General features: G+C 64.4%; 18 protein-coding genes. 13 read left to right on the top strand and 5 right to left on the bottom strand.

All coding sequences use genetic code 11. From position 1 onward, the window contains the following. The first annotated feature begins 14 nt into the window (after positions 1 to 14). The 3 genes from LDH74_RS16640 to LDH74_RS16630 all read left to right on the top strand — a co-directional run bounded on the left by LDH74_RS16640 (position 15) and on the right by LDH74_RS16630 (position 3,650). Positions 15 to 1,874, top strand: a complete 1,860-nt coding sequence (locus LDH74_RS16640; protein ID WP_226039813.1) for an SLC13 family permease — start codon at positions 15 to 17, stop codon at positions 1,872 to 1,874. Between the two features lie 162 nt (positions 1,875 to 2,036). Continuing rightward, on the top strand, positions 2,037 to 3,203 hold the full coding sequence (locus tag LDH74_RS16635) for an inorganic phosphate transporter (RefSeq protein ID WP_226039812.1): 1,167 nt from the start codon (positions 2,037 to 2,039) through the stop codon (positions 3,201 to 3,203). Positions 3,204 to 3,215: 12 nt separating this feature from the next. Beyond that, positions 3,216 to 3,650, top strand: coding sequence for a universal stress protein (locus LDH74_RS16630; protein ID WP_255680991.1), 435 nt, complete (start codon positions 3,216 to 3,218; stop codon positions 3,648 to 3,650). Between the two features lie 20 nt (positions 3,651 to 3,670). Here the strand turns inward: LDH74_RS16630 and LDH74_RS16625 are convergent, their stop codons facing one another. Beyond that, positions 3,671 to 4,312 (bottom strand): hypothetical protein, encoded by a 642-nt coding sequence (locus LDH74_RS16625; RefSeq protein ID WP_226039811.1) that lies wholly within the window; start codon positions 4,310 to 4,312, stop codon positions 3,671 to 3,673. A gap of 327 nt (positions 4,313 to 4,639) precedes the next feature. Between LDH74_RS16625 and LDH74_RS16620 the strand changes: the two genes are divergently transcribed. Together LDH74_RS16620 and fer are read left to right on the top strand one after the other, a co-directional pair. Then, a complete protein-coding gene (locus LDH74_RS16620; protein ID WP_226039810.1) occupies positions 4,640 to 5,821 on the top strand; it encodes an inorganic phosphate transporter in 1,182 nt (393 codons plus the stop codon). A gap of 450 nt (positions 5,822 to 6,271) precedes the next feature. Then, positions 6,272 to 6,661: a ferredoxin Fer gene (gene fer, locus LDH74_RS16615; protein WP_226039809.1), complete on the top strand. Its 390-nt coding sequence runs from the start codon at positions 6,272 to 6,274 to the stop codon at positions 6,659 to 6,661. A 245-nt stretch (positions 6,662 to 6,906) separates the two neighbouring features. Here fer and LDH74_RS16610 read toward each other — a convergent pair whose 3' ends face one another. Together LDH74_RS16610 and LDH74_RS16605 are read right to left on the bottom strand one after the other, a co-directional pair. Next, positions 6,907 to 7,155 (bottom strand): hypothetical protein, encoded by a 249-nt coding sequence (locus tag LDH74_RS16610; RefSeq protein ID WP_226039808.1) that lies wholly within the window; start codon positions 7,153 to 7,155, stop codon positions 6,907 to 6,909. 66 nt (positions 7,156 to 7,221) lie between these two features. Further along, entirely contained in the window at positions 7,222 to 7,731 is a 510-nt protein-coding gene (locus LDH74_RS16605; RefSeq protein ID WP_226039807.1) for an HPP family protein, read from the bottom strand. A gap of 203 nt (positions 7,732 to 7,934) precedes the next feature. Between LDH74_RS16605 and LDH74_RS16600 the strand changes: the two genes are divergently transcribed. From LDH74_RS16600 to LDH74_RS16580, 5 genes are all read left to right on the top strand, one after another. After that, positions 7,935 to 9,269 carry an ABC transporter substrate-binding protein gene (locus tag LDH74_RS16600; RefSeq protein WP_226039806.1) on the top strand — a complete coding sequence of 445 codons (1,335 nt, stop codon included), beginning with the start codon at positions 7,935 to 7,937 and terminating at the stop codon, positions 9,267 to 9,269. A 31-nt stretch (positions 9,270 to 9,300) separates the two neighbouring features. Continuing rightward, complete coding sequence (locus LDH74_RS16595) at positions 9,301 to 10,416, top strand: sugar ABC transporter permease (RefSeq protein ID WP_226039805.1); 1,116 nt, start codon at positions 9,301 to 9,303, stop codon at positions 10,414 to 10,416. Further along, a complete protein-coding gene (locus LDH74_RS16590; protein ID WP_226039804.1) occupies positions 10,413 to 11,324 on the top strand; it encodes a carbohydrate ABC transporter permease in 912 nt (303 codons plus the stop codon). Before LDH74_RS16595 ends, LDH74_RS16590 begins: the two co-directional genes overlap by 4 nt. Positions 11,325 to 11,343: 19 nt before the next feature. After that, positions 11,344 to 12,489: a sn-glycerol-3-phosphate ABC transporter ATP-binding protein UgpC gene (gene ugpC / locus LDH74_RS16585; protein WP_226039803.1), complete on the top strand. Its 1,146-nt coding sequence runs from the start codon at positions 11,344 to 11,346 to the stop codon at positions 12,487 to 12,489. A gap of 74 nt (positions 12,490 to 12,563) precedes the next feature. Beyond that, entirely contained in the window at positions 12,564 to 13,592 is a 1,029-nt protein-coding gene (locus tag LDH74_RS16580; RefSeq protein ID WP_226039802.1) for an A24 family peptidase, read from the top strand. Positions 13,593 to 14,046: 454 nt separating this feature from the next. Here LDH74_RS16580 and LDH74_RS16575 read toward each other — a convergent pair whose 3' ends face one another. Together LDH74_RS16575 and LDH74_RS16570 are read right to left on the bottom strand one after the other, a co-directional pair. Next, positions 14,047 to 14,274, bottom strand: a complete 228-nt coding sequence (locus LDH74_RS16575; protein ID WP_098725081.1) for a hypothetical protein — start codon at positions 14,272 to 14,274, stop codon at positions 14,047 to 14,049. 152 nt (positions 14,275 to 14,426) lie between these two features. Next, positions 14,427 to 14,846 (bottom strand): HIT family protein, encoded by a 420-nt coding sequence (locus LDH74_RS16570; RefSeq protein WP_226039801.1) that lies wholly within the window; start codon positions 14,844 to 14,846, stop codon positions 14,427 to 14,429. 319 nt (positions 14,847 to 15,165) lie between these two features. On the opposite strand from LDH74_RS16570, the gene LDH74_RS16565 reads away from it, so the two are divergent. The 3 genes from LDH74_RS16565 to LDH74_RS16555 all read left to right on the top strand — a co-directional run bounded on the left by LDH74_RS16565 (position 15,166) and on the right by LDH74_RS16555 (position 17,711). Further along, positions 15,166 to 16,152 carry a CDP-glycerol glycerophosphotransferase family protein gene (locus LDH74_RS16565; RefSeq protein ID WP_226039800.1) on the top strand — a complete coding sequence of 329 codons (987 nt, stop codon included), beginning with the start codon at positions 15,166 to 15,168 and terminating at the stop codon, positions 16,150 to 16,152. Next, a complete protein-coding gene (locus LDH74_RS16560) occupies positions 16,140 to 16,820 on the top strand; it encodes an NTP transferase domain-containing protein (protein WP_226039799.1) in 681 nt (226 codons plus the stop codon). The genes LDH74_RS16565 and LDH74_RS16560 overlap by 13 nt, the downstream gene beginning before the upstream one ends. A gap of 189 nt (positions 16,821 to 17,009) precedes the next feature. Beyond that, complete coding sequence (locus LDH74_RS16555; RefSeq protein WP_226039798.1) at positions 17,010 to 17,711, top strand: glycerophosphodiester phosphodiesterase; 702 nt, start codon at positions 17,010 to 17,012, stop codon at positions 17,709 to 17,711. Positions 17,712 to 17,834 lie beyond the last annotated feature (123 nt).

Raw genomic sequence — 17,834 nt, 5'->3', positions numbered from 1 at the left:
GTGTGCCTCGTCTCATGCCGTTGTCGGCGTGCGATTTCCTCGCACAGGCGACTGTGCCCCGATCCGACGTGACGACCGACATGCTCGTCGTGTTCGGCGTCGTCGTCTTCGCGCTCGTCCTCTTTCTCACCGAGCGCCTGCCGATCGACGTGACCGCGATCTTGCTGATCGTGGTGTTAGTCGTGCTCGAGCCCTGGACCGGCATCGATCCCGAGACCGGCATCTCGGGCTTTGCGAACGAGGCGACGATCACCGTGCTGGCCATGCTGATCCTGAGCGGCGGCATCAGCCGGACCGGAATCGTTCAGGAACTGGGACGGCGGATGGCTGCGTTCGCGGGCGAAAGCACTCGAAAGCAGGTGTTCGCGACCGTTGCCGCCACCGCCCCTGTTTCCGGCTTTCTGAACAATACGCCGGTCGTCGCGCTCCTGGTGCCGGTCGTTACCGATGTCGCGAACAGGGGGAACACGTCGCCGTCGAAGCTACTGATCCCACTCTCGTACGCCTCGCAGTTGGGCGGCATGCTCACGCTCATCGGTACCTCGACCAACATTCTCGCAAGCGATATCAGCGCCCGCCTCGGTTCCGAGTACCCCGAACTCCACCGGTTTTCGATGTTCGAGTTCACGCAACTTGGCGCAATCGTCGTCATCGTCGGCTCGCTGTACCTGATCTTCATCGGTCACTATCTCTTACCCGAGCGAGTCCCGCCGCGGACCGACTACCTCGAGGAGTACGCGGTCGGGGACTACGTCGTCGACGTCGCGATCGTTCCGGGCTCCCCGCTCGCGGGCGGGACGGTCCGCGACGCGACCGCAGCGTTCGGGCCCGATATCGACGTGGTACAGGTCGTCCGCGACGAGGAGCGGTCGATCGCGCCGCGCCAGGGGACACCCCTCGAGGAGGGCGATGTCCTCGTCGTCCGGACCGACCGCGACGCGATTACAGCCCTCGAGGACGCCACCGGTGTCGAACCGGTCGGCTGCTCGGACGGAGCCACGGACACCATGACAGCGGCCGACGGCGTACTCACGGAACTGGTCGTCTCGCTCGATTCGCAACTCGTGGGCGAGCACCTCGATCTCGAGTGGTTCCGTGAGGAGTTCGACGCCGCCGTGCTCGGGTTGCGGAGTCGCGGCGAACTCGTCGGCGAGCGCATCGTCGGCAAGCGTCTCGCCGTCGGCGATACGCTGCTCGTTCAGGCACCGCCGGACGCGCTCGACCGGCTCGCCCGCGGGGACGACGTCATCGTCGCCCGCGAACCGCCCCGACCTGACTACCGCACGGAGAAAGCGCCGATCGCCGTCGCCATCATGCTCGGCGTCGTCGTCGTCGCCGCCCTCGAGTTCTACCCGATCCTGATCTCCGCGCTCGCGGGCGTCGTCGCGATGGTCGTCACGGGCGTGCTCGAGCCAAACGAGCTCTACGACGCCGTCGAGTGGGATATCATCTTTCTGCTGGCGGGCGTGATCCCGCTGGGGATCGCTCTCGAGGACAGCGGCGGAGCGGCGCTGCTCGCGTTCGCGGTAGTCGAGGCCGCGGGACCGCTTCCCGAAATCGTGGTCCTCTGGCTGTTCTACCTGCTCACGGCGCTGCTGACCAACATTATCAGCAACAACGCCAGTGTCGTTCTTCTGATTCCCGTCGCGGCAGCGGCAGCCGCAGGAATCGGCGCGAACCCGTTCGCGTTCGTGCTCGCGGTGACCTTCGCCGCGAGCACCGCGTTTCTGGGCCCGATCGGCTACCAGACGAATCTGTTCGTCTACGGCCCCGGCGGCTACCGCTTCGGTGACTACGCCCGGATCGGCGCGCCGCTGCAGGTGGTGTTGTCGATCGTGACCGTCCTCGGAATCGCGGTCTTCTGGGGGGTGTGAGTGGGTCCGCCGACCGTCGTGACGCGAGCCGTCAGTCGAACTATCGGCCGAGGCGTTCGCGCCGATAGTCGCGCGAGGGTGTCGCCGGGTTGCAGTATCGCGGCGCTCTTGCTGCGATCAGTTTCAGTACTTCTTTCAGGAGCATCCTTTTACTACCGCTGGATGGTCGAAACCGTTCTACTGGTGGGAATCGTCGCCTCGATTTTCGTCGGATTCAATATCGGCGGCTCGTCGACCGGGATCGCGTGGGGGCCCGCTGTGGGTGCCGGTCTCCTCAGCAAGGCGTCCGCGGCCGGACTGATGACCTTCTTCGTCTTTCTCGGCGGCTGGACCGTCGGCAGAAACGTGATGGACACGCTCAGCGGCGACATCATCGCGATCGAAATCTCGCTCGCGGCGGGCGTCGCCGTTCTCTTCTTCATCGGACTGGGGATTCTTATCGCGAACATCTTCGGCGTCCCCGTCCCGACGTCGATGACGACCGTCGGGGCGATCGCGGGACTGGGGCTGGCCACGGGAACGCTCGACTTCGAGACGATCGGTTGGATCATCTCGTGGTGGATCGTCACGCCGATCCTCGCCCTCTGGATCGGCGCGTTCGTCGGCCGGTACATCTACCCGGAACTCAATCGACGGTTCGAGATCTCGGCGACCGAGGGGTCGTTGCTCACCGTCGACCGGACCGGATCGCTTCCGTCGATCGGCCTCGGTCCGAACACGACCGGTCAGGAACTCGTCGGGACGATAGTCGTCCTCGTTATCGGCTGTTACATGGCGTTCAGCGCCGGTGCGAGCAACGTCCCGAACGCAGTTGCGCCACTGGTCAGCAGCGGCGCGCTCGGGGCCGATAACGCGATTATCATCGCAACCGTCGCGATCGGGCTGGGCGGCTTTACTATCGCCCGCCGGACGATGGAGTCCGTCGGCAGCGAACTCAGCGATATCCCGTTACTCGCGGCTCTCGTCGTCATGATCACCGCCTCGACGATTACGACCCTGCTCTCGGCGGCCGGGATTCCGATCAGCCTCGTGATGGCGTCGGTGATGACGATCGTCGGACTGGGCTGGGGGCGAGCCACCCGTCCCGTCACGGCTCGAGACGCCGTTCGCGGTCAGGTCGACGCGGAGATGTCGATGGGTGCACTGAAGGCGGAGCCAGAGGCCCCGGTCACGCGGATCGGCGAGGAAGAGTCCGAGGAGGTCCTGAATGCGGGCGATCTGTTCAACCCGCGGGCCATCATGAAGTACGTCTCGATGTGGATCATCGGCCCGTCGATGTCGACGATTCTCGCCTACGGCTTCTTCGTCGCAGTTCCATTCGTCGGGTAACTCCTCGGGATTATTCTCTCTGTCGTCGTCGGTCGCGTTCTCGTTCCGCTGAACGGTTCGGAGATGAGCGAACGTGCACTCGAGTACACCCTCGAGGCCTACCCGGACGCCGATATAACCGTCCTGACCGTCGTAGGCGAACCATCGTTGATGTGGGGCGAGGCAGTCGGCTTCGCGCTCGCCGACGATCTCGAGGACGAAGCGCAGGAACTCGCACAGCCGGTCTTCGATCACGCGCGAACTCCGGCGGACACCAACGGTCTCGCGGACCTCGAGACCATTGTCGAACTCGGCCATCCGGTTCGTACGATCATCAACCGCGCTGACGACTATGAGACGGTCGTGATCGGGACATACGGTGGAACCGTTTCGGAACGACTGTTCGTCGGGGACGTCGCGGAAACGGTCGTTCGTCGGTCACCGGTTCCAGTCGTGGTCGTTCGGTGAACGGGATAGTTCGGAACCGCTCAGTTCTCGGTACGGTCGCCCCGGTCACCGTCGTCCGATTCCTCGAGCAGTTCTTCGACTTCGTCCTCTCGAGGCCGACGGTCGACGCGTTCGTCGACGGACTCGACCTTGGCCTGTACCTCCTCGAGTTGGTCGCCGACCGTTTCTTCGACCGTCTCCTCGACGGTTTCACCGACCGTCTCATCGACTGTTTCTTTGACCGTTTCGTCGACCGTTTCTTTGACGGTTTCACCGACCGTTTCTTCAACCGTTTCTTCGACGGTTTCACTCACCGTTTTTTCGACGGTTTCACCGACTGTCTGATCCACCGTCTCTTCGACGGTCTCACTGACGGTTTGCTCGACGGTGTCGCCGACTGTCTTATCGACCGTTTCTTCGACCTGTTTCTCGACGGTGTCGCCGACCGTTTCCTCGACCGACCGCTCGACCGACTTCTCGACGGTTTCCTGGACGGTCGACGTCATCCAGTCGGGATCGAACCGGGCCATCTTCCAGACGACGTGGAGGACGTACGAGGAGAAGACCCCCAGCCCGAACGTCAACCCGACCCGAATATCGAGCGTCGCGATGAGGACGACCGCGAGCAGAATCAACCCGCCGTACGCGAAGTCGATGATCGCGTCGATGCGCGCCGGTCTCATAGCCGACCAACTGTCGCAACCCCATCGATCGACGTGCTCTCCGATCGCGAGGACTGTCGTCCGTTCTTCGGATCGCCGCCCGACTGCACTGAGTACGCGTGTGATAACATGATATTATAGGACAGGGTCCGATTCGGGAAGTCCTTTTGGATCGCGGTCGAGACGAACCACCATTATCGTCGTCGGCGTTTTCGCTCCGATTGCTTCGGCTCGAGCAGGCACGAGTAGCGTATCGTCAACTCTCGATCGAGTGGGGACTAACTGGTAGCTCGCCGACACTGCCACAAATAAGCGCGTTTTTAGGGTCGGATCGCATGACTACCGAACGTGCCGGAAGTACTGCTGATCGTCGGGATTCTCGTCGCCGTCTTTGTCGGGTTCAACATCGGCGGCTCGACGACCGGGCCCGCGTTCGGGCCGGCCGTCGGCGCGAACGTGATCACGAAGGTGATGGCCGCCGGACTGATGTCGGTATTCTTCTTCGTCGGGGCCTATACCATCGGTCCGCAGGTCGTCGATACGCTCGGCAACGACCTCGTCACCGACACGTCGATCTTCACGATGCGATCGAACGTCGCCGTGCTCTTCTTCATCGGCGGCGCGCTGTTCGTCGGCAACTACGCCGGCGTCCCCGCCTCGACGTCGATGACCGCGGTCGGCGCGATCGCCGCCCTGGGAATGGCGACCGGTGAACTCGACCTCGAGGTGCTGGGCGAGATCGTCATCTGGTGGGTCGTGGCCCCGATCACCGGCTTCTGGGTCGCGGGCGTCGTCGGGCGGTACTTCTACCCCCGAATCAACGCCTGGGTCGCCATCGAAGGGAATGAAGAGGGACGACCGATGGTCACGATCGACCGCTCGGGGCTCGCCCCACGGCTCCAGTTCGGCGCTGACGCCACCCGCCGGGAAATCACGGGTGCGATGGTCGTCGTCGGAATCGGTTGTCTGATGGGCTTCGCATCGGGAACGAGCAACATCGCCAACGCGATCGCGCCGATCTACGGTACCGGCGACGTCGCTATGGTGCCGCTGATCCTGATCGGTTCGGCGGCGGTCGCGGTCGGCTGCTTTACCATCGCCCGCCGCACCCTCGACACGCTCGGTAACGATATTACGCACCTCCCGCTGACGGCGGCGATCGTCGTCGCCGTGATCAGTTCGGGAATCGTCGTGGGACTCTCGTCGATCGGCATCCCCGCGAGCTTCGTCGTCATCGCGACGATGAGTATCGTCGGGCTGGGCTGGGGACGAGCCACCCGAACGACGACCCTGTCGGGAGTCAGAGCCGGCGAGGAAACGCGCGTCTCGGTCGGTGCGCTGACCGCCGAGGAGGAGGGCGAACGCTCCCCCCAGATCGGCGAGGAAGAGCCCGAGGACATCCCGCAGGCGTCGGATCTGTTCGACCCCTCGACGACCGCTCGCGTGATCCTCATGCAGAACGTCGTCCCAGCGATTTCGACGATCGGCGCCTATCTCACCTTCCGGTTCATCCCGATATTCGGGTTTTGAGGGCCTAGAACCCAGTAGTCGATCGCTGACGAACCGGTACCCCGTCTCCGTCGCACCGTGCCATTCGTCGTTCCGTTCCGACTCGTGACAGTAATCGTCGGATTGGGCTGTTGACCTGCGATCAGCTGTGCAATGACTTTCAGTGGCTACTATAGCCGAACCGCGACGAAGCGTGAGCCGGTAGACTGCCACGACCGGGTAGCGGTGGCCTCGAGTGACTCCTCGCGGGTCCACGGACCGGTGTCAGGACGAGTGACGCCGCTTTCGAATCCGGCAACAAACGCGCCGCTCGGGGGAACACGTTCGGACATTTCTTTTTTCTCTCCCGTTCGATCACTGGTCTTGTATAGAATCACCGCATTCTTTCCTTCGAATTGGTCAATTCTGACTCAAAGACAATTTAGGACTGAACAGCAAGCTATACCAATGCGGCCCTCGAACCGCAGAGTGATGCCCACGGTAGAATACCTCAATTACGAAGTACTGGACGACCAGGGCTGGGACATGGACGACGACGACCTCTTCGACGAGGCCAGCGACGCCGGCCTCGACGAGGAGGATTACGGCACGCTCGACGTCGCCGAGGGCGAATACATCCTCGAGGCGGCCGAGGCGCAGGGCTACGACTGGCCGTTCTCGTGCCGAGCCGGTGCCTGTGCGAACTGTGCGGCGATCGTCTTCGACGGCGAGATCAACATGGACATGCAGCAGATCCTCTCCGACGAGGAGGTCGAGGAGAAGGACGTCCGCCTGACTTGTATCGGCTCGGCCGAAACCGATGAAGTCAAAATTGTTTACAACGCCAAACACCTCGACTACCTGCAGAACCGCGTCATTTAAGCTGAACGGGCCACGCTGTGGCCACACCACCGACGTTTTTTCCGGTGCTCGAGCCCACCCGTAGTCGCTGCTCTCGTCGCTCGGAGCCAGCCGCGAGGGCTGATAGCCGATTTTACGGGCCGATGCGCTGTCCCCCGACGCAGTTCCGCACGCCGTCGCGACGACGAATACCGCGGCGATCAGGGTGCCCATGACGGGCAGTGCCAGTCTCGATTCGTTCTGTCCCCGCGTTCGCCCGCGCTCTTTCAGTTCGGTACGTGTTCGCAGTATTCGTCTACGTTGTCCACCCGTAGCAGGTCGGTGTTTTGATCCATCCAGACGCTACTCACGTACGGCCGTATTCCCGGCGCACAGAGACCCAATCGGCAGGCGTCCCGATCGCGGCAAACGACCGTGATGTTGCTCGTTCGCGTCGCGTGTTGCAGCGCGTATCCGACGATCGGGCCGACGACGAGGCCGATCGCCCCGCCGACTGGCCAGCGGTCAGCGCACATACTCGCAAATACCTGTCGCTGATATTTGTTCGTCTCCGCCGACTTTCGACGGGACCGCCGCGGTCACTACCCGAGCGGACCGTAGTAACCGAACGGTCGCCCGTGCATGACGAGCTTGTGCGCGGCGACGAGGACGACGACGGCGAACACGATGAGCGCGCCATCGATGATCGAGGAGAGGAGCCCAAGCGAGACGATCAGCGTCGTCGCACAGGCGGGCGGATGGACCGTCTCGGTCGCCAGCATCCCACCCGAGGTGAGCACGACGGCGACCACACCGCTAGCGACGAATCGGAGCTGTGCGGTCGCGAGCGCCGGTGCGGACGTGGTTACGCTCACGCCGAGATCGGGTGCGATCGCGTGATACGCGAGTAGTCCGGCCACGACGCCGATACAGTGCCCGCCGATCACCCGTCGAGGCGCGGTGACCTCCCCTTCTCGAATCGTCGCTAACAGGAATGCGGAGGGCCCAAGACTCGGAAAAATAAACGCCTGTCCGGTTACCCAGGCTAGCAGCCCTGGGACTGCGAGCAGAACGCCGACGTACAGGGTCGAAAACGCCGCGCCCTCTCTCATGACCGTCGTCTTGTTAGCACGAACGGACAGGCCTTCACGTTTCGTCGGTGTCGCTTCGAGCCGTCCGCCGCTTCATTTCCGATGCAGCCAAGCGTCTCTCGTTCCGGCTCGATCTTTCTGCCAATGCTTTACTCAAATACGAATTAATAACACTAACCTTTATTATAGACGACCTGCAATGGTTGTTCGTACTAGACTTCACTATGTCAATCGAAAGGGAAACCAACGAACCGACGCTGCGGCGGCGTCACGTTCTCGGCGCGATGGGTGCTGCAGGCGGGCTGGCGCTGGCCGGCTGCCTCGGTGGCGGTGGATCGAACGCTGACTCGCTCGACGAGGTGCTCGACGACGACCTCGAGGAGAGCGAGTACGAGACGCTCGAGATCGCCCACTGGTGGACCGCGGGCGGCGAAGCCGACGCGATCAATGCCCTCGTGTCGGGATTCGAGTCGGAACATCCCGACATCGACTACGAGCTACAGGAGTCGCCCGGTGGCGGCGGCAGCGCACTCGAGACGGACATTCGCAGTCGGATGGTCGACAACGATCCGCCGAGCACGTTCCAGACCTGGCCCGGGCAGACGCTGACGACGTACACCGACGAAGACCTCCTGTTCGATATCGGCGAACACGTCTGGGAGAGCGACATGCGGGACGCCTACCTCCCGGGTCCAGAGGAGCAATCCCAGATCGACGGGACGTACTACGCGGTCCCGATCAACATCCACCGGCTCAACAACGTGTTCTACAACGTGTCGGTGCTCGAGGATGCGGGCGTCGATCCGGCCTCTCTCGAGAGTCCAGGTGACTTCCTCGACGCGCTCGCAACCGTCGACGACGCCGGATACACCGGTTTCGCCCAGTCGACGAGCACGTTCATGATGGTCCAGCTGTGGGCGATGACGTTGCTGGCCGAGGGCGGTGCGGAGACGTACGACTCGGTAATCAATGGCGACGTCTCGGGGAACGAGGAGACCGTCCGCAGCTCGCTCGAGCGGGTCGTCGAGTTCTCGGAGTACTTCCCCGGGGACGCGAGTTCCGTCTCGTGGGACGAGGCAAACGGCGACGTCATCGCCGGCGACGCGGCGTTCCACCACAACGGCGACTGGGCCGCCGGCCAGTACCTCGGTGAGGACGGGTTCGACTTCGAGAACGACTGGGACTACATCCCGTTCCCGGGAACGGCAGGGATGTACGCCCTGAACATGGACTCCTTCGTTTTCCCGAAGAACAATCCGTCCCCGAATGCGACGCTCGCGTTCCTCCAGTACGTGGCGACGCCGGACGCACAGCGGCGGTTCAACCAGAACAAGGGATCGATTCCGCCGCGGGACGACGTCGACACCGAGGAGTACACCGACTTCCACCAGCGCCAGATCGAGCAGTTCCAGTCCGCCGACGAACAGCCGCCGTCGATGGCACACGGGCTGGCACTGTCGCCGGGCAAGCAGTCGGGCGTCGAGAGCGTCATGACGGCGATGGCCGAAAACTGGGACGCCGACGAGGCCTACGACGGCATCGTCGACAAACTCGAGTAAAGATGGCCCACCGACACGCTGTTTCAGACACATGATCGAGCGGCTCGTACAGCGCCTCCGGCAGTCGGCCGACTCAGGGACGGACTCGTCTCGAGCCCCGCGGTCCTCGTCGGGGCGTCGCGCTGACGGCGGTGAGCGGTCCGAGGATGGATCGCGATCCTCGTCGGAGCTCCGCTCCGACGGCGGGGTCAACGCCAGCGAGTCCAGTGTCAACCGATCGGACGAGTCCGATCCCGGGCAGTCGGGATCGCTGCTTGAGGCCCTTCGTCGGAACAAGTTCGTGCGGTCGCTCCCGTTCTGGCTCCCCGGATTCGCCCTCGTGGCCGCGTTCGTCTACGGCGCGATCGGGTGGAACTTCCTGATCTCGCTGACCGACTGGGAGGGGCTGGGCGAGCCGGACTACACGACCATCTCGCTGGATACGTACCTCCAGCTCCTCCAGGATCCCGCGTTCCGCAACGCGACATGGAACACGTTCGTGTTGATGGTGTCGTTTACCGTCATCGCGCTCGGCGTCGGGCTCTTCCTGGCGATCCTGATGGACCGAGAGATTCGCTTTGGCAACGGCTTTCGGACGATCTACCTGTTGCCGATGAGCCTCTCGTTCGTCGTCACCGCTATCTTCTGGAAGTGGATGTACAACGCCTCGGACGGCGTGATCAACGTGGCGCTCCAGACGGTCGGGCTCGGTGCGATCGCCCCCGACTGGCTCGGGGACCCCCGATTTAAGCTCTGGGCGGTCGTCATCGCGCTCATCTGGCAGTTCAGCGGCTACTGCATGATCGTCTACCTGTCGGCGCTGCGAGCCATCCCCGACGACCACTACGAGGCGGCCCGCGTCGACGGTGCGACGACCCTGCGGCTCTACCGGCGCGTAATTATCCCGCAACTCCGCGCGGCGACGATGGGCGCGACGGTCGTGCTCATGGTCTTCGCGCTGAAAGCGTTCGACTTCATCTACGTGATCTACGGCGGCAGCCAGCCGGGTCCCTCGGCCGACATCCTCGGTATCATGATGTACCGCGAGGCGTTCTCCGGGAACCCGGAGTGGGCGTACGGATCCGCGGTGGCGATGGTGCTGTTCGTGCTGGCGCTCGCCGTGATCGCCCCCTACGCGTTCGCACAGTATCGACGAGGTGACCTATGAGTAACGCGCAATCGGGATCGACCCAGGAGACGACCGAATCGCGGTTCGAACAGCTCGGCTACCGGCGTGTCGGCCTCTACGCAGTGCTCGCCGCCGTCGCCGTTCTCTTCCTCGTTCCCCTGGTCAGCGGGCTGATGACCTCGATCAAGGGCGGGAACGCGTTCGCGACGACCCTCCCCTTCGTCCCGCCGTCGCCTGCCGTCGCGACGCTCGAGCCGTGGTCGACCGCGTTCTCGCGGCTCGGCCGTTCGATGGTAAACAGCGCGCTCGTCGCCATTCCAGCGACGATCCTTTCGGCGCTGTTCGGGAGCATGATGGCGTTCGGACTCACGAAGATCGACTGGCGCGGTCAGCTCGTCGTCGTTACCCTGCTGCTCGCGGCGGTCTTCATCCCCTATCAGGCGGTTCTCGTGCCGCTGCGACAGGGCTGGTCGATGGTCGGACTCGAGGCCACGCTCGTGCTGATTCCAGTCGTCGGCGACGCGCTGGCGGAGCGAACCGGCCTCTTCGAGCTGATCGTCACCCACACGGCCTACGGGATCCCGATCTGTACGATCCTCTTTCGGTCGTACTACCAGAAGCTCAACGACGAGATTCTCGAGGCGGCGCGACTCGACGGCGCACCGGAGCGACGGGTCTACCGTCGCATCGTCCTGCCGCTGTCGGTGCCGATGTTCGCGGTGACGCTGATCTATCAGTTCACCCAGATCTGGAACGACTTCCTGATCGCGCTCGTCCTCTTGAACTCGCCGGAGAACTTCGTGGTGACGATGGAGCTGAACGCGCTCGCGGGATCGATGCAGAGCATGTACAACGTCCAGATGGCCGGCGCGTTCATCGCGGCGCTGCCGACGCTGCTCGTCTACATCGCGTTCGGTGAACAGTTCGCGAAAGGTGCAACCGTATGAGCTACGAGAAATACGACAGATGACAGGAGTAACGATCGACGGCGTAACGAAGACGTTTCAGGACAGCAACGGCGAAATCGTCGCCGTCGACGACGTAACGATCGAGATCGAGGACGGGGAGTTCCTCGTCCTCGTCGGCCCCTCGGGCTGTGGCAAGTCGACGACCCTGCGGATGGTCGCCGGCCTCGAGACGGTCACGGACGGCTCGATCAAACTCGACGGACAACCGATCGAACACCGCCAGCCCAAAGACCGGAACGTGGCGATGGTGTTCCAGTCCTACGCGCTGTATCCCCACATGACCGTGCGGGAGAACATGCGCTTCGGACTCGAGGAGTCGACCGACCTCGGCGACGACGCGATCGACAGCCGCGTCGAGGAGAGCGCGGAGATGATGGGAATCGGGGATCTGCTCGACCGGAAACCGAGCGAGCTCTCCGGCGGGCAACAACAGCGCGTCGCGCTCGGTCGAGCGATCGTCCGCGATCCCGAGGTCTTCCTGATGGACGAACCGCTGTCGAACCTCGACGCCAAACTGCGCTCGCAGATGCGGACCGAACTCCAGCGGATTCAGCAGGAACTCGGCGTGACGACCGTCTACGTCACGCACGACCAGACCGAGGCGATGACGATGTCCGATCGCATCGCCGTCCTCAACGACGGGCAGCTGATGCAGGTCGGGACGCCCTTGGAGTGTTACCACCGACCGGCCAACCGCTTCGTCGCCGACTTCATCGGCGAACCCTCGATGAACTTCATCGACGTCGAGCGACGGGGGGATGCGCTCGTGACGACCGACGAGAGTATCTCCTACCCGATCTCGGCGGACGTGGCGTCGAATCTCGGCGACGCGACGGAGCTCGTCCTCGGGATCCGTCCCGAAGACATCGAAGTCGGAGACGTGACGGCGGCCGACGCCCACACCCTGTCGGCGACGATCGACGTGGTCGAACCGACGGGCGATGACAACGTCGTCTACCTTGACCTGGCCGCCACCGGCATTTCCCTCGTCGCGACCGTCGACGGGATGCGCCGACTCGAGAGCGGCGAGACGGTACCGATCAGCGTCCCCGAAGACGCGATCCACGTCTTCGATCGCGCGACCGGCGACGCGCTGCACAACCGCCGCCTCGAAACGGCCGACGCGGGACACCCGGTCCAGTAGCCGCGCTTCCGGTCCCGACTCGAGTTCTCCGCCCAGCCGAAAACGTAACGATTCTCCGCTCGAGAGTGACAGCCGTGACAGTCTCTGGCGTCTCGGCGGCGAGTCCGGACTTCCTTCGACTCGTCGCCGTCCCCGTCTTCGCCTGGACCGCCTACCGCGACATCGAGACCAGACGCGTCTCGAGTGCCGTCTGGATCCCCCTTTCCCTGCTGGGCACTGCGCTGTTGATCTGGGACGGCTGGCTCGCCTGGAGCGCCGGCGGGGACGCGTGGACCTACGAGTTTCTGATTCCGACGGCGATCAGCCTGGGACTGGTCGTTCCGATCGCCTACCTGTTCTGGTGGTTCGGCGGCTTCGGCGGGGCCGACGCGAAAGCGCTGCTCGTGTTAGCCGTCCTCTTTCCGACCTTCCCCGAGTACGCGCTGGGATCGTGGACGTTCCCGATCGCCGAGACGACCGCCATCGGAACGTTCTCGTTTACGATCCTGACCAATGCCGTTCTGGTTGGGATCGCGCTCCCGATCGCGCTGGCGATCCGAAACGCCGTCGCGGGTCGGATCGCGCCGGTCATGTTCGTCGGCTGGCCGGTCTCCTGGGACCGGATTCCGGAGACCCACGGCCGCCTGCTCGAGACGCCGTCGGGGCTCTCTCGAGGCGGCCTCGACCTCGACGCGCTCCGGATGTATCTCCGCTGGCGGGGGCTCTCGCTGGCCGACCTGCGCGAGGATCCCGAGCGGTACCGCGATCCGGCGACGCTGCCCGCCGAGCCGAACCCGCCGACCGACGGCGCGGTGACTGCGACCGGACAGCCACGCAGCGACGGTGGGACGCTCGAGTCGGACGCCGACGACGCGGTCCCTGAAACTGTCGCGGAATCGGACGCGCCCGAGTACGACGACCCGTGGGGTGCCGACGCCTTCCTCGAGGACATCGACGGCTCGGCCTACGGAACGACACCGGAGACGCTGCGAGACGGTCTCGAGGTGCTCGCGACGGAAGAGACGGTCTGGATCTCGCCGGGAACGCCGTTTCTCGTCCCGGTGTTCGTCGGGCTGGTGATCGCGCTGGTCTACGGGGACCTGCTGCTGGGAACGTTGTTCTGATCGTCACTGGGGTCGTCCGTTCTGTATTCGAACCTCCCTCCATAACTCACAGTAGATAGAGGGAAGCTGTGGTTCACTCCAGGTCGGCCAGCCGGTGTGCGGTGGCGCGCGCTGGCGGCCGGCCGAGTGCTAGCGAGGACGGCCGACGATATTGCGCGTGGTCGTCGCGAGCAGAGCGAGTGACGGCTTGGAAGTCGCGGAGCGTCTTCCAGTGGATGAGCGAGCGACCGAAGGGAGTGAGTGTTAGCGCGAAACCGGAGGTTTCGCGAACCATGCGAACGGGCGCTACGCGCCGCGACCGTCGAGGCGGTTTCACCGCCTCGCAGCGCCCGTGAGCAGAAATCGGCTGGGGAGGGCGTGGCGATTCCCTGTTGCCACGACAGCAGGACACTCCGTTCACCGTGTTCCCATCAGAACCCACTGCTCCATTCACGTACTCAGTATCACGAACCGGCTACAGCGTCCGTTCGTACAGCGGCACGACGACGGTCCAGAAGAGGACGAACGCGACGCCGACGCCGATCAGCGCCAGCCACGGATCGCCCCTGCCGGTCGGCACGCCACTCGAGAGGAGGACGAACGTTCCCGCGAACAGCAGGCAACAGACGAGGACGCTGCCCAGTTCGAGGGCCGTGGCGACCGGGTGAGCGCGGAACTGGGCGACGATGCCGGCGATGGTCATACGCGAGGCTCACGCGCGGAGAGTAAAAACGTCACGGCACCGTCGAGACCGCGCCGTTCACCGATCGAATCGTACGGACTGCCGTCCGTCATTTCCGGAGCAACCGCGAACCGTCCTGCGGTTGCTCCGGGAAATCGTTACAGCGGACCGTCTCAGGCTCGAGACTCGATCTCGTCGGCGATGTCGTCGAGTTCGTCGTCCTCGAGATCGGCTGGTCCGCCGAACATGGCGTGAATAGGGCCGCCACCGTCGCCCTCGAAGCGCGGGACGATGTGGCAGTGAACGTGGGGAACCTCCTGTCCGGCTTCCTCGCCGTTGTTGAACGCGACGGTGGTCGCGTCGGCGTCGACACTCTCCTCGACGGCGGGGACCATGCGGTGGATGGTCGCGTAGAGATCCGTCGCGACGTCTTCGGGAACGTCGTTCAGCCGCTCGTACTCGTCTTTGGGGATTACTAGCGTGTGCCCCGGTGCCAGCGGGTTGGCGTCGAGGAAGGCGATCGTCGTCTCGTCCTCGTACACGATTCGCGCGGGAATTTCTCCCTCCACGATCTGACTGAAGATCGTACTCATGCTCGAGTGTGTGTTGGCCCGTTGTAAGAAGCTTACTCGCCGTAGTGCGTCTCAGCCGACTGGTGGCTTTCCGATTGGAGCGCCGCGAACTCGAGAGTCCCGTCGCGTGAACGACCGTCACTTCCATTGGGAATTGTACTCTTATCTGGAGATAGTATTGAACAAATAAGTGCATTCTGCCGACCAGTACTGCAAACGTTATCGGACTTGCCGGCGTAGTTTTGCTATTGGTTAGTCTGACCGATGCGGTTCAGCGAGCCATCGGATCGCACCGACCGGACGACGGCGCCCACGGGCGCGCTCTTCGGTGATTCAGAGCATGGTAGCAGTACTGTACGCGATCGAGCGGCCGTTCATGCGAAAGACGTTCGAAGCGATCGACCGTCACGTGGACCTCGAGTCCGCGTTCGTCCCGGTCCGAGCGGACGCGCGGGGCTGTAGCGACCGCATCGACGAGATCGAAGTGCGCGACCCCGACGCGGTCGACGAAAACGTTCGGGCGATCGATCCCGGCGTCGTCGTCTACAACCACCGCTTTGGCATCGAGCGGTTCACGTTCTACGAGGAGTACCCGCTCGTTCACGTCCGCCACGGCGCGTCGATCGGTCGCGGCGAGATCGAGGTCACGACGGAGACGATCCTCGAGCACGTCGCCGCCGCGCTCGCGCCCGGGGAACGCTGGGCGCGGGCGTACCGGGCCGCTGCACCGCCGCACGTTCGGGTCGCCGTCGTCGGGATCCCGGAAGCCGACGCGCTGGTCGGTGCGCCGCCACCCCGCGAGCGCCGGGTGCTGTACGCGCCGACCAACTATCTGGTCGGCCGGGGCGCGTACGCGAACACCGCCCGCTCGGTCGTCGAGTGCTTCGCCGACACGGAGTACGAACTGCTCTTTCGACCCCACCCGACCGACAGACGGGACGGACCGGGACTAGTCGTCACTCGAGCGTGCCGGGATCGGATCGCCGAGATTCCGAACGTCGTCTTCGATACGGCGACGACGCCCACCGAGAGCATGCGTCGATCGGACGTGCTCGTCTCGGATTACTCCGGCTCGATCGCCGAGTGGCTCCACACCGGCCGACCGCTCGTGCAACTGACGGACATCGACGCACCGGATCGCGACGTTCCCGAAATCGGCGTCACCGCGGACGCGATCGACTTCGCGCTCGTCGACGAGTTGTACCGCAACGGCGAGCCCGACGCTGCGAAGCGCCGGCGGGCCTCGTGGCTCGAGTGTCTCGGCATTCCGATGGACGGACGGGCCGGCGAGCGCGCCGCCGGGGAGGTGTGCCGATGCGTGGCGTGATCCTCGCGGCCGGCCGCGGCCGGCGGATGGGGAAGTACACCGCCGACGTCCCGAAGGCCTTCCTCGAGTTCGACGGCCGGACGCTGTACGACCGACAGCGCGCTCTGCTCGAGCGACACGCGGACGGAACGAGCGTGGTGCTCGGGTATCGCCACGAGGCCGTCCTCGACGGGTACGATCCCGACGATCCGATCGTCCTCGGCGGGTGGGACCGCTACGAGAACGCCGCATCCTTGCTCCTGGCTCTCAGACGTATCGACGACGATCTGCTGGTCATAAACGGCGACGTGCTCGTCGACGAGCGCGAGATCGGGCGGCTCGTGGGTGCGTTCGACGCCCTCGACGGCCGTCTCAATCTCGTCGGCTGTATTCCGGGGCTACAGGACGCGGAGACGGCGATCCGCTGGGACGACTCGGGACGCGTCACGGCCTACGGTCTCATCGAGGGTCATCAGCACGCCGGGTTCGGGATCGTGAGCGGCGACCACCGGGCGGCGGCGATCCGAATCCTGCGAGAGCGGCTCCACGACTGGTATCCCTGCGTCTACCCGCGGACGCCGACCCGTCCGCTGCTGATCCCGGCCGACCGACACCTCGAGATCAATCGACCGTGCGACCTCGAGCGGGCTCGTACGTGGCTCGCATCCGAACGGATTCAGTGCGCGTGACCGACGACCGAACGACGCGGGAAAGTCGCGGCGAAGCAGTGTCGACGTTGGACCGCGACGGGCGGCGTGTCCCTGTCGAGACGTGTCCGCCACCCTCTCATTCTGATTTCGAGCACATTCTGTCCGATTGAACGATTATCGGAGGAAAAGCAAAGTATTGATAATCGCTGGCTGATCGAAACCCGATAGATGGAGATCATCGGCCATCGTGGCTGTGCAGACCAGAATCCGGAGAACACCCTCCTCGCGATCCGCGAAGCCGCCCGACGACTGCCCGCAGTCGAGATCGATGTTCGACGCTGCGAGTCGGGCGAACTGGTGGTGTTTCACGACGCCACCCTCGAGCGCGTCACCGGCACGGACGGACGCGTCTCGGAGACGGCGTGGGCCACCCTCCGCGAATTAACGGTCCTCGACTCCGGCGAATCGATTCCGCGCCTCGAGACGGTGCTGCAGGCCGTCCCGGACGGGACGACCGTCCAACTCGAGTTGAAAGAGCGCGGCGTCGCCGCGGACGCGATGCAACTCGCGATGGCGGCCGGCACGGACGTCCGCGTCACGTCGTTCCTCCCCGAGGCGCTCGCGGAAGTCGAAGCGAGCTGTCTGGACGTTCCGAACGGCCTCCTCTTCGGGGACGAACCGGACGCCAATCTCTCGCGGGCCGTCGACCTCGCGTGTACGCACGTGTTCCCCCACTACGACCTCTGCGTCGACACCGACGTCGTCTCCGCCGCGCGAGAGCGCGGGCTCGACGTCATCGCCTGGAAGGCGGCGCGAACCGTCGACGACGTGCGCGCCCTGTCCGAGGCCGGCGTCGACGGCGTCACCGCGGATCGGTGGGACGTCGCCCCGCCCTCGCTCGAGGTGGCCGCCGAATCGCGGCAGTTGTAGCGACGCGCCGCCTAACGAGCAGTTCGTGTGACACTCGATTTGACACGCCCGAATCGTGTCTATCCGTCGACGCCACTTCTACAGCGTTCGTCGAGCGTCTCGCCGATCGCCGGTTTGGCACAG

The sequence above is a fragment of the Natrinema sp. DC36 genome, assembly GCF_020405225.1.
In the GTDB taxonomy this organism is placed as follows: domain Archaea; phylum Halobacteriota; class Halobacteria; order Halobacteriales; family Natrialbaceae; genus Natrinema.
The sequence above is the reverse complement of the archived record's forward strand: the minus strand, read 5'-3'. Positions and strand labels throughout refer to the sequence as shown.

Bases quoted from the DNA above. Each gene is read 5' to 3' on its own strand.
- LDH74_RS16640 (WP_226039813.1), top strand. From the start codon at position 15: ATGCCGTTGTCGGCGTGCGATTTCCTCGCACAGGCGACTGTGCCCCGA.
- LDH74_RS16635 (WP_226039812.1), top strand. From the start codon at position 2,037: ATGGTCGAAACCGTTCTACTGGTGGGAATCGTCGCCTCGATTTTCGTC.
- LDH74_RS16625 (WP_226039811.1), bottom strand. From the start codon at position 4,312: ATGAGACCGGCGCGCATCGACGCGATCATCGACTTCGCGTACGGCGGG.
- fer (WP_226039809.1), top strand. From the start codon at position 6,272: ATGCCCACGGTAGAATACCTCAATTACGAAGTACTGGACGACCAGGGC.
- LDH74_RS16610 (WP_226039808.1), bottom strand. From the start codon at position 7,155: ATGTGCGCTGACCGCTGGCCAGTCGGCGGGGCGATCGGCCTCGTCGTC.
- LDH74_RS16605 (WP_226039807.1), bottom strand. From the start codon at position 7,731: ATGAGAGAGGGCGCGGCGTTTTCGACCCTGTACGTCGGCGTTCTGCTC.
- LDH74_RS16600 (WP_226039806.1), top strand. From the start codon at position 7,935: ATGTCAATCGAAAGGGAAACCAACGAACCGACGCTGCGGCGGCGTCAC.
- LDH74_RS16595 (WP_226039805.1), top strand. From the start codon at position 9,301: ATGATCGAGCGGCTCGTACAGCGCCTCCGGCAGTCGGCCGACTCAGGG.
- LDH74_RS16590 (WP_226039804.1), top strand. From the start codon at position 10,413: ATGAGTAACGCGCAATCGGGATCGACCCAGGAGACGACCGAATCGCGG.
- ugpC (WP_226039803.1), top strand. From the start codon at position 11,344: ATGACAGGAGTAACGATCGACGGCGTAACGAAGACGTTTCAGGACAGC.
- LDH74_RS16575 (WP_098725081.1), bottom strand. From the start codon at position 14,274: ATGACCATCGCCGGCATCGTCGCCCAGTTCCGCGCTCACCCGGTCGCC.
- LDH74_RS16570 (WP_226039801.1), bottom strand. From the start codon at position 14,846: ATGAGTACGATCTTCAGTCAGATCGTGGAGGGAGAAATTCCCGCGCGA.
- LDH74_RS16565 (WP_226039800.1), top strand. From the start codon at position 15,166: ATGGTAGCAGTACTGTACGCGATCGAGCGGCCGTTCATGCGAAAGACG.
- LDH74_RS16560 (WP_226039799.1), top strand. From the start codon at position 16,140: ATGCGTGGCGTGATCCTCGCGGCCGGCCGCGGCCGGCGGATGGGGAAG.
- LDH74_RS16555 (WP_226039798.1), top strand. From the start codon at position 17,010: ATGGAGATCATCGGCCATCGTGGCTGTGCAGACCAGAATCCGGAGAAC.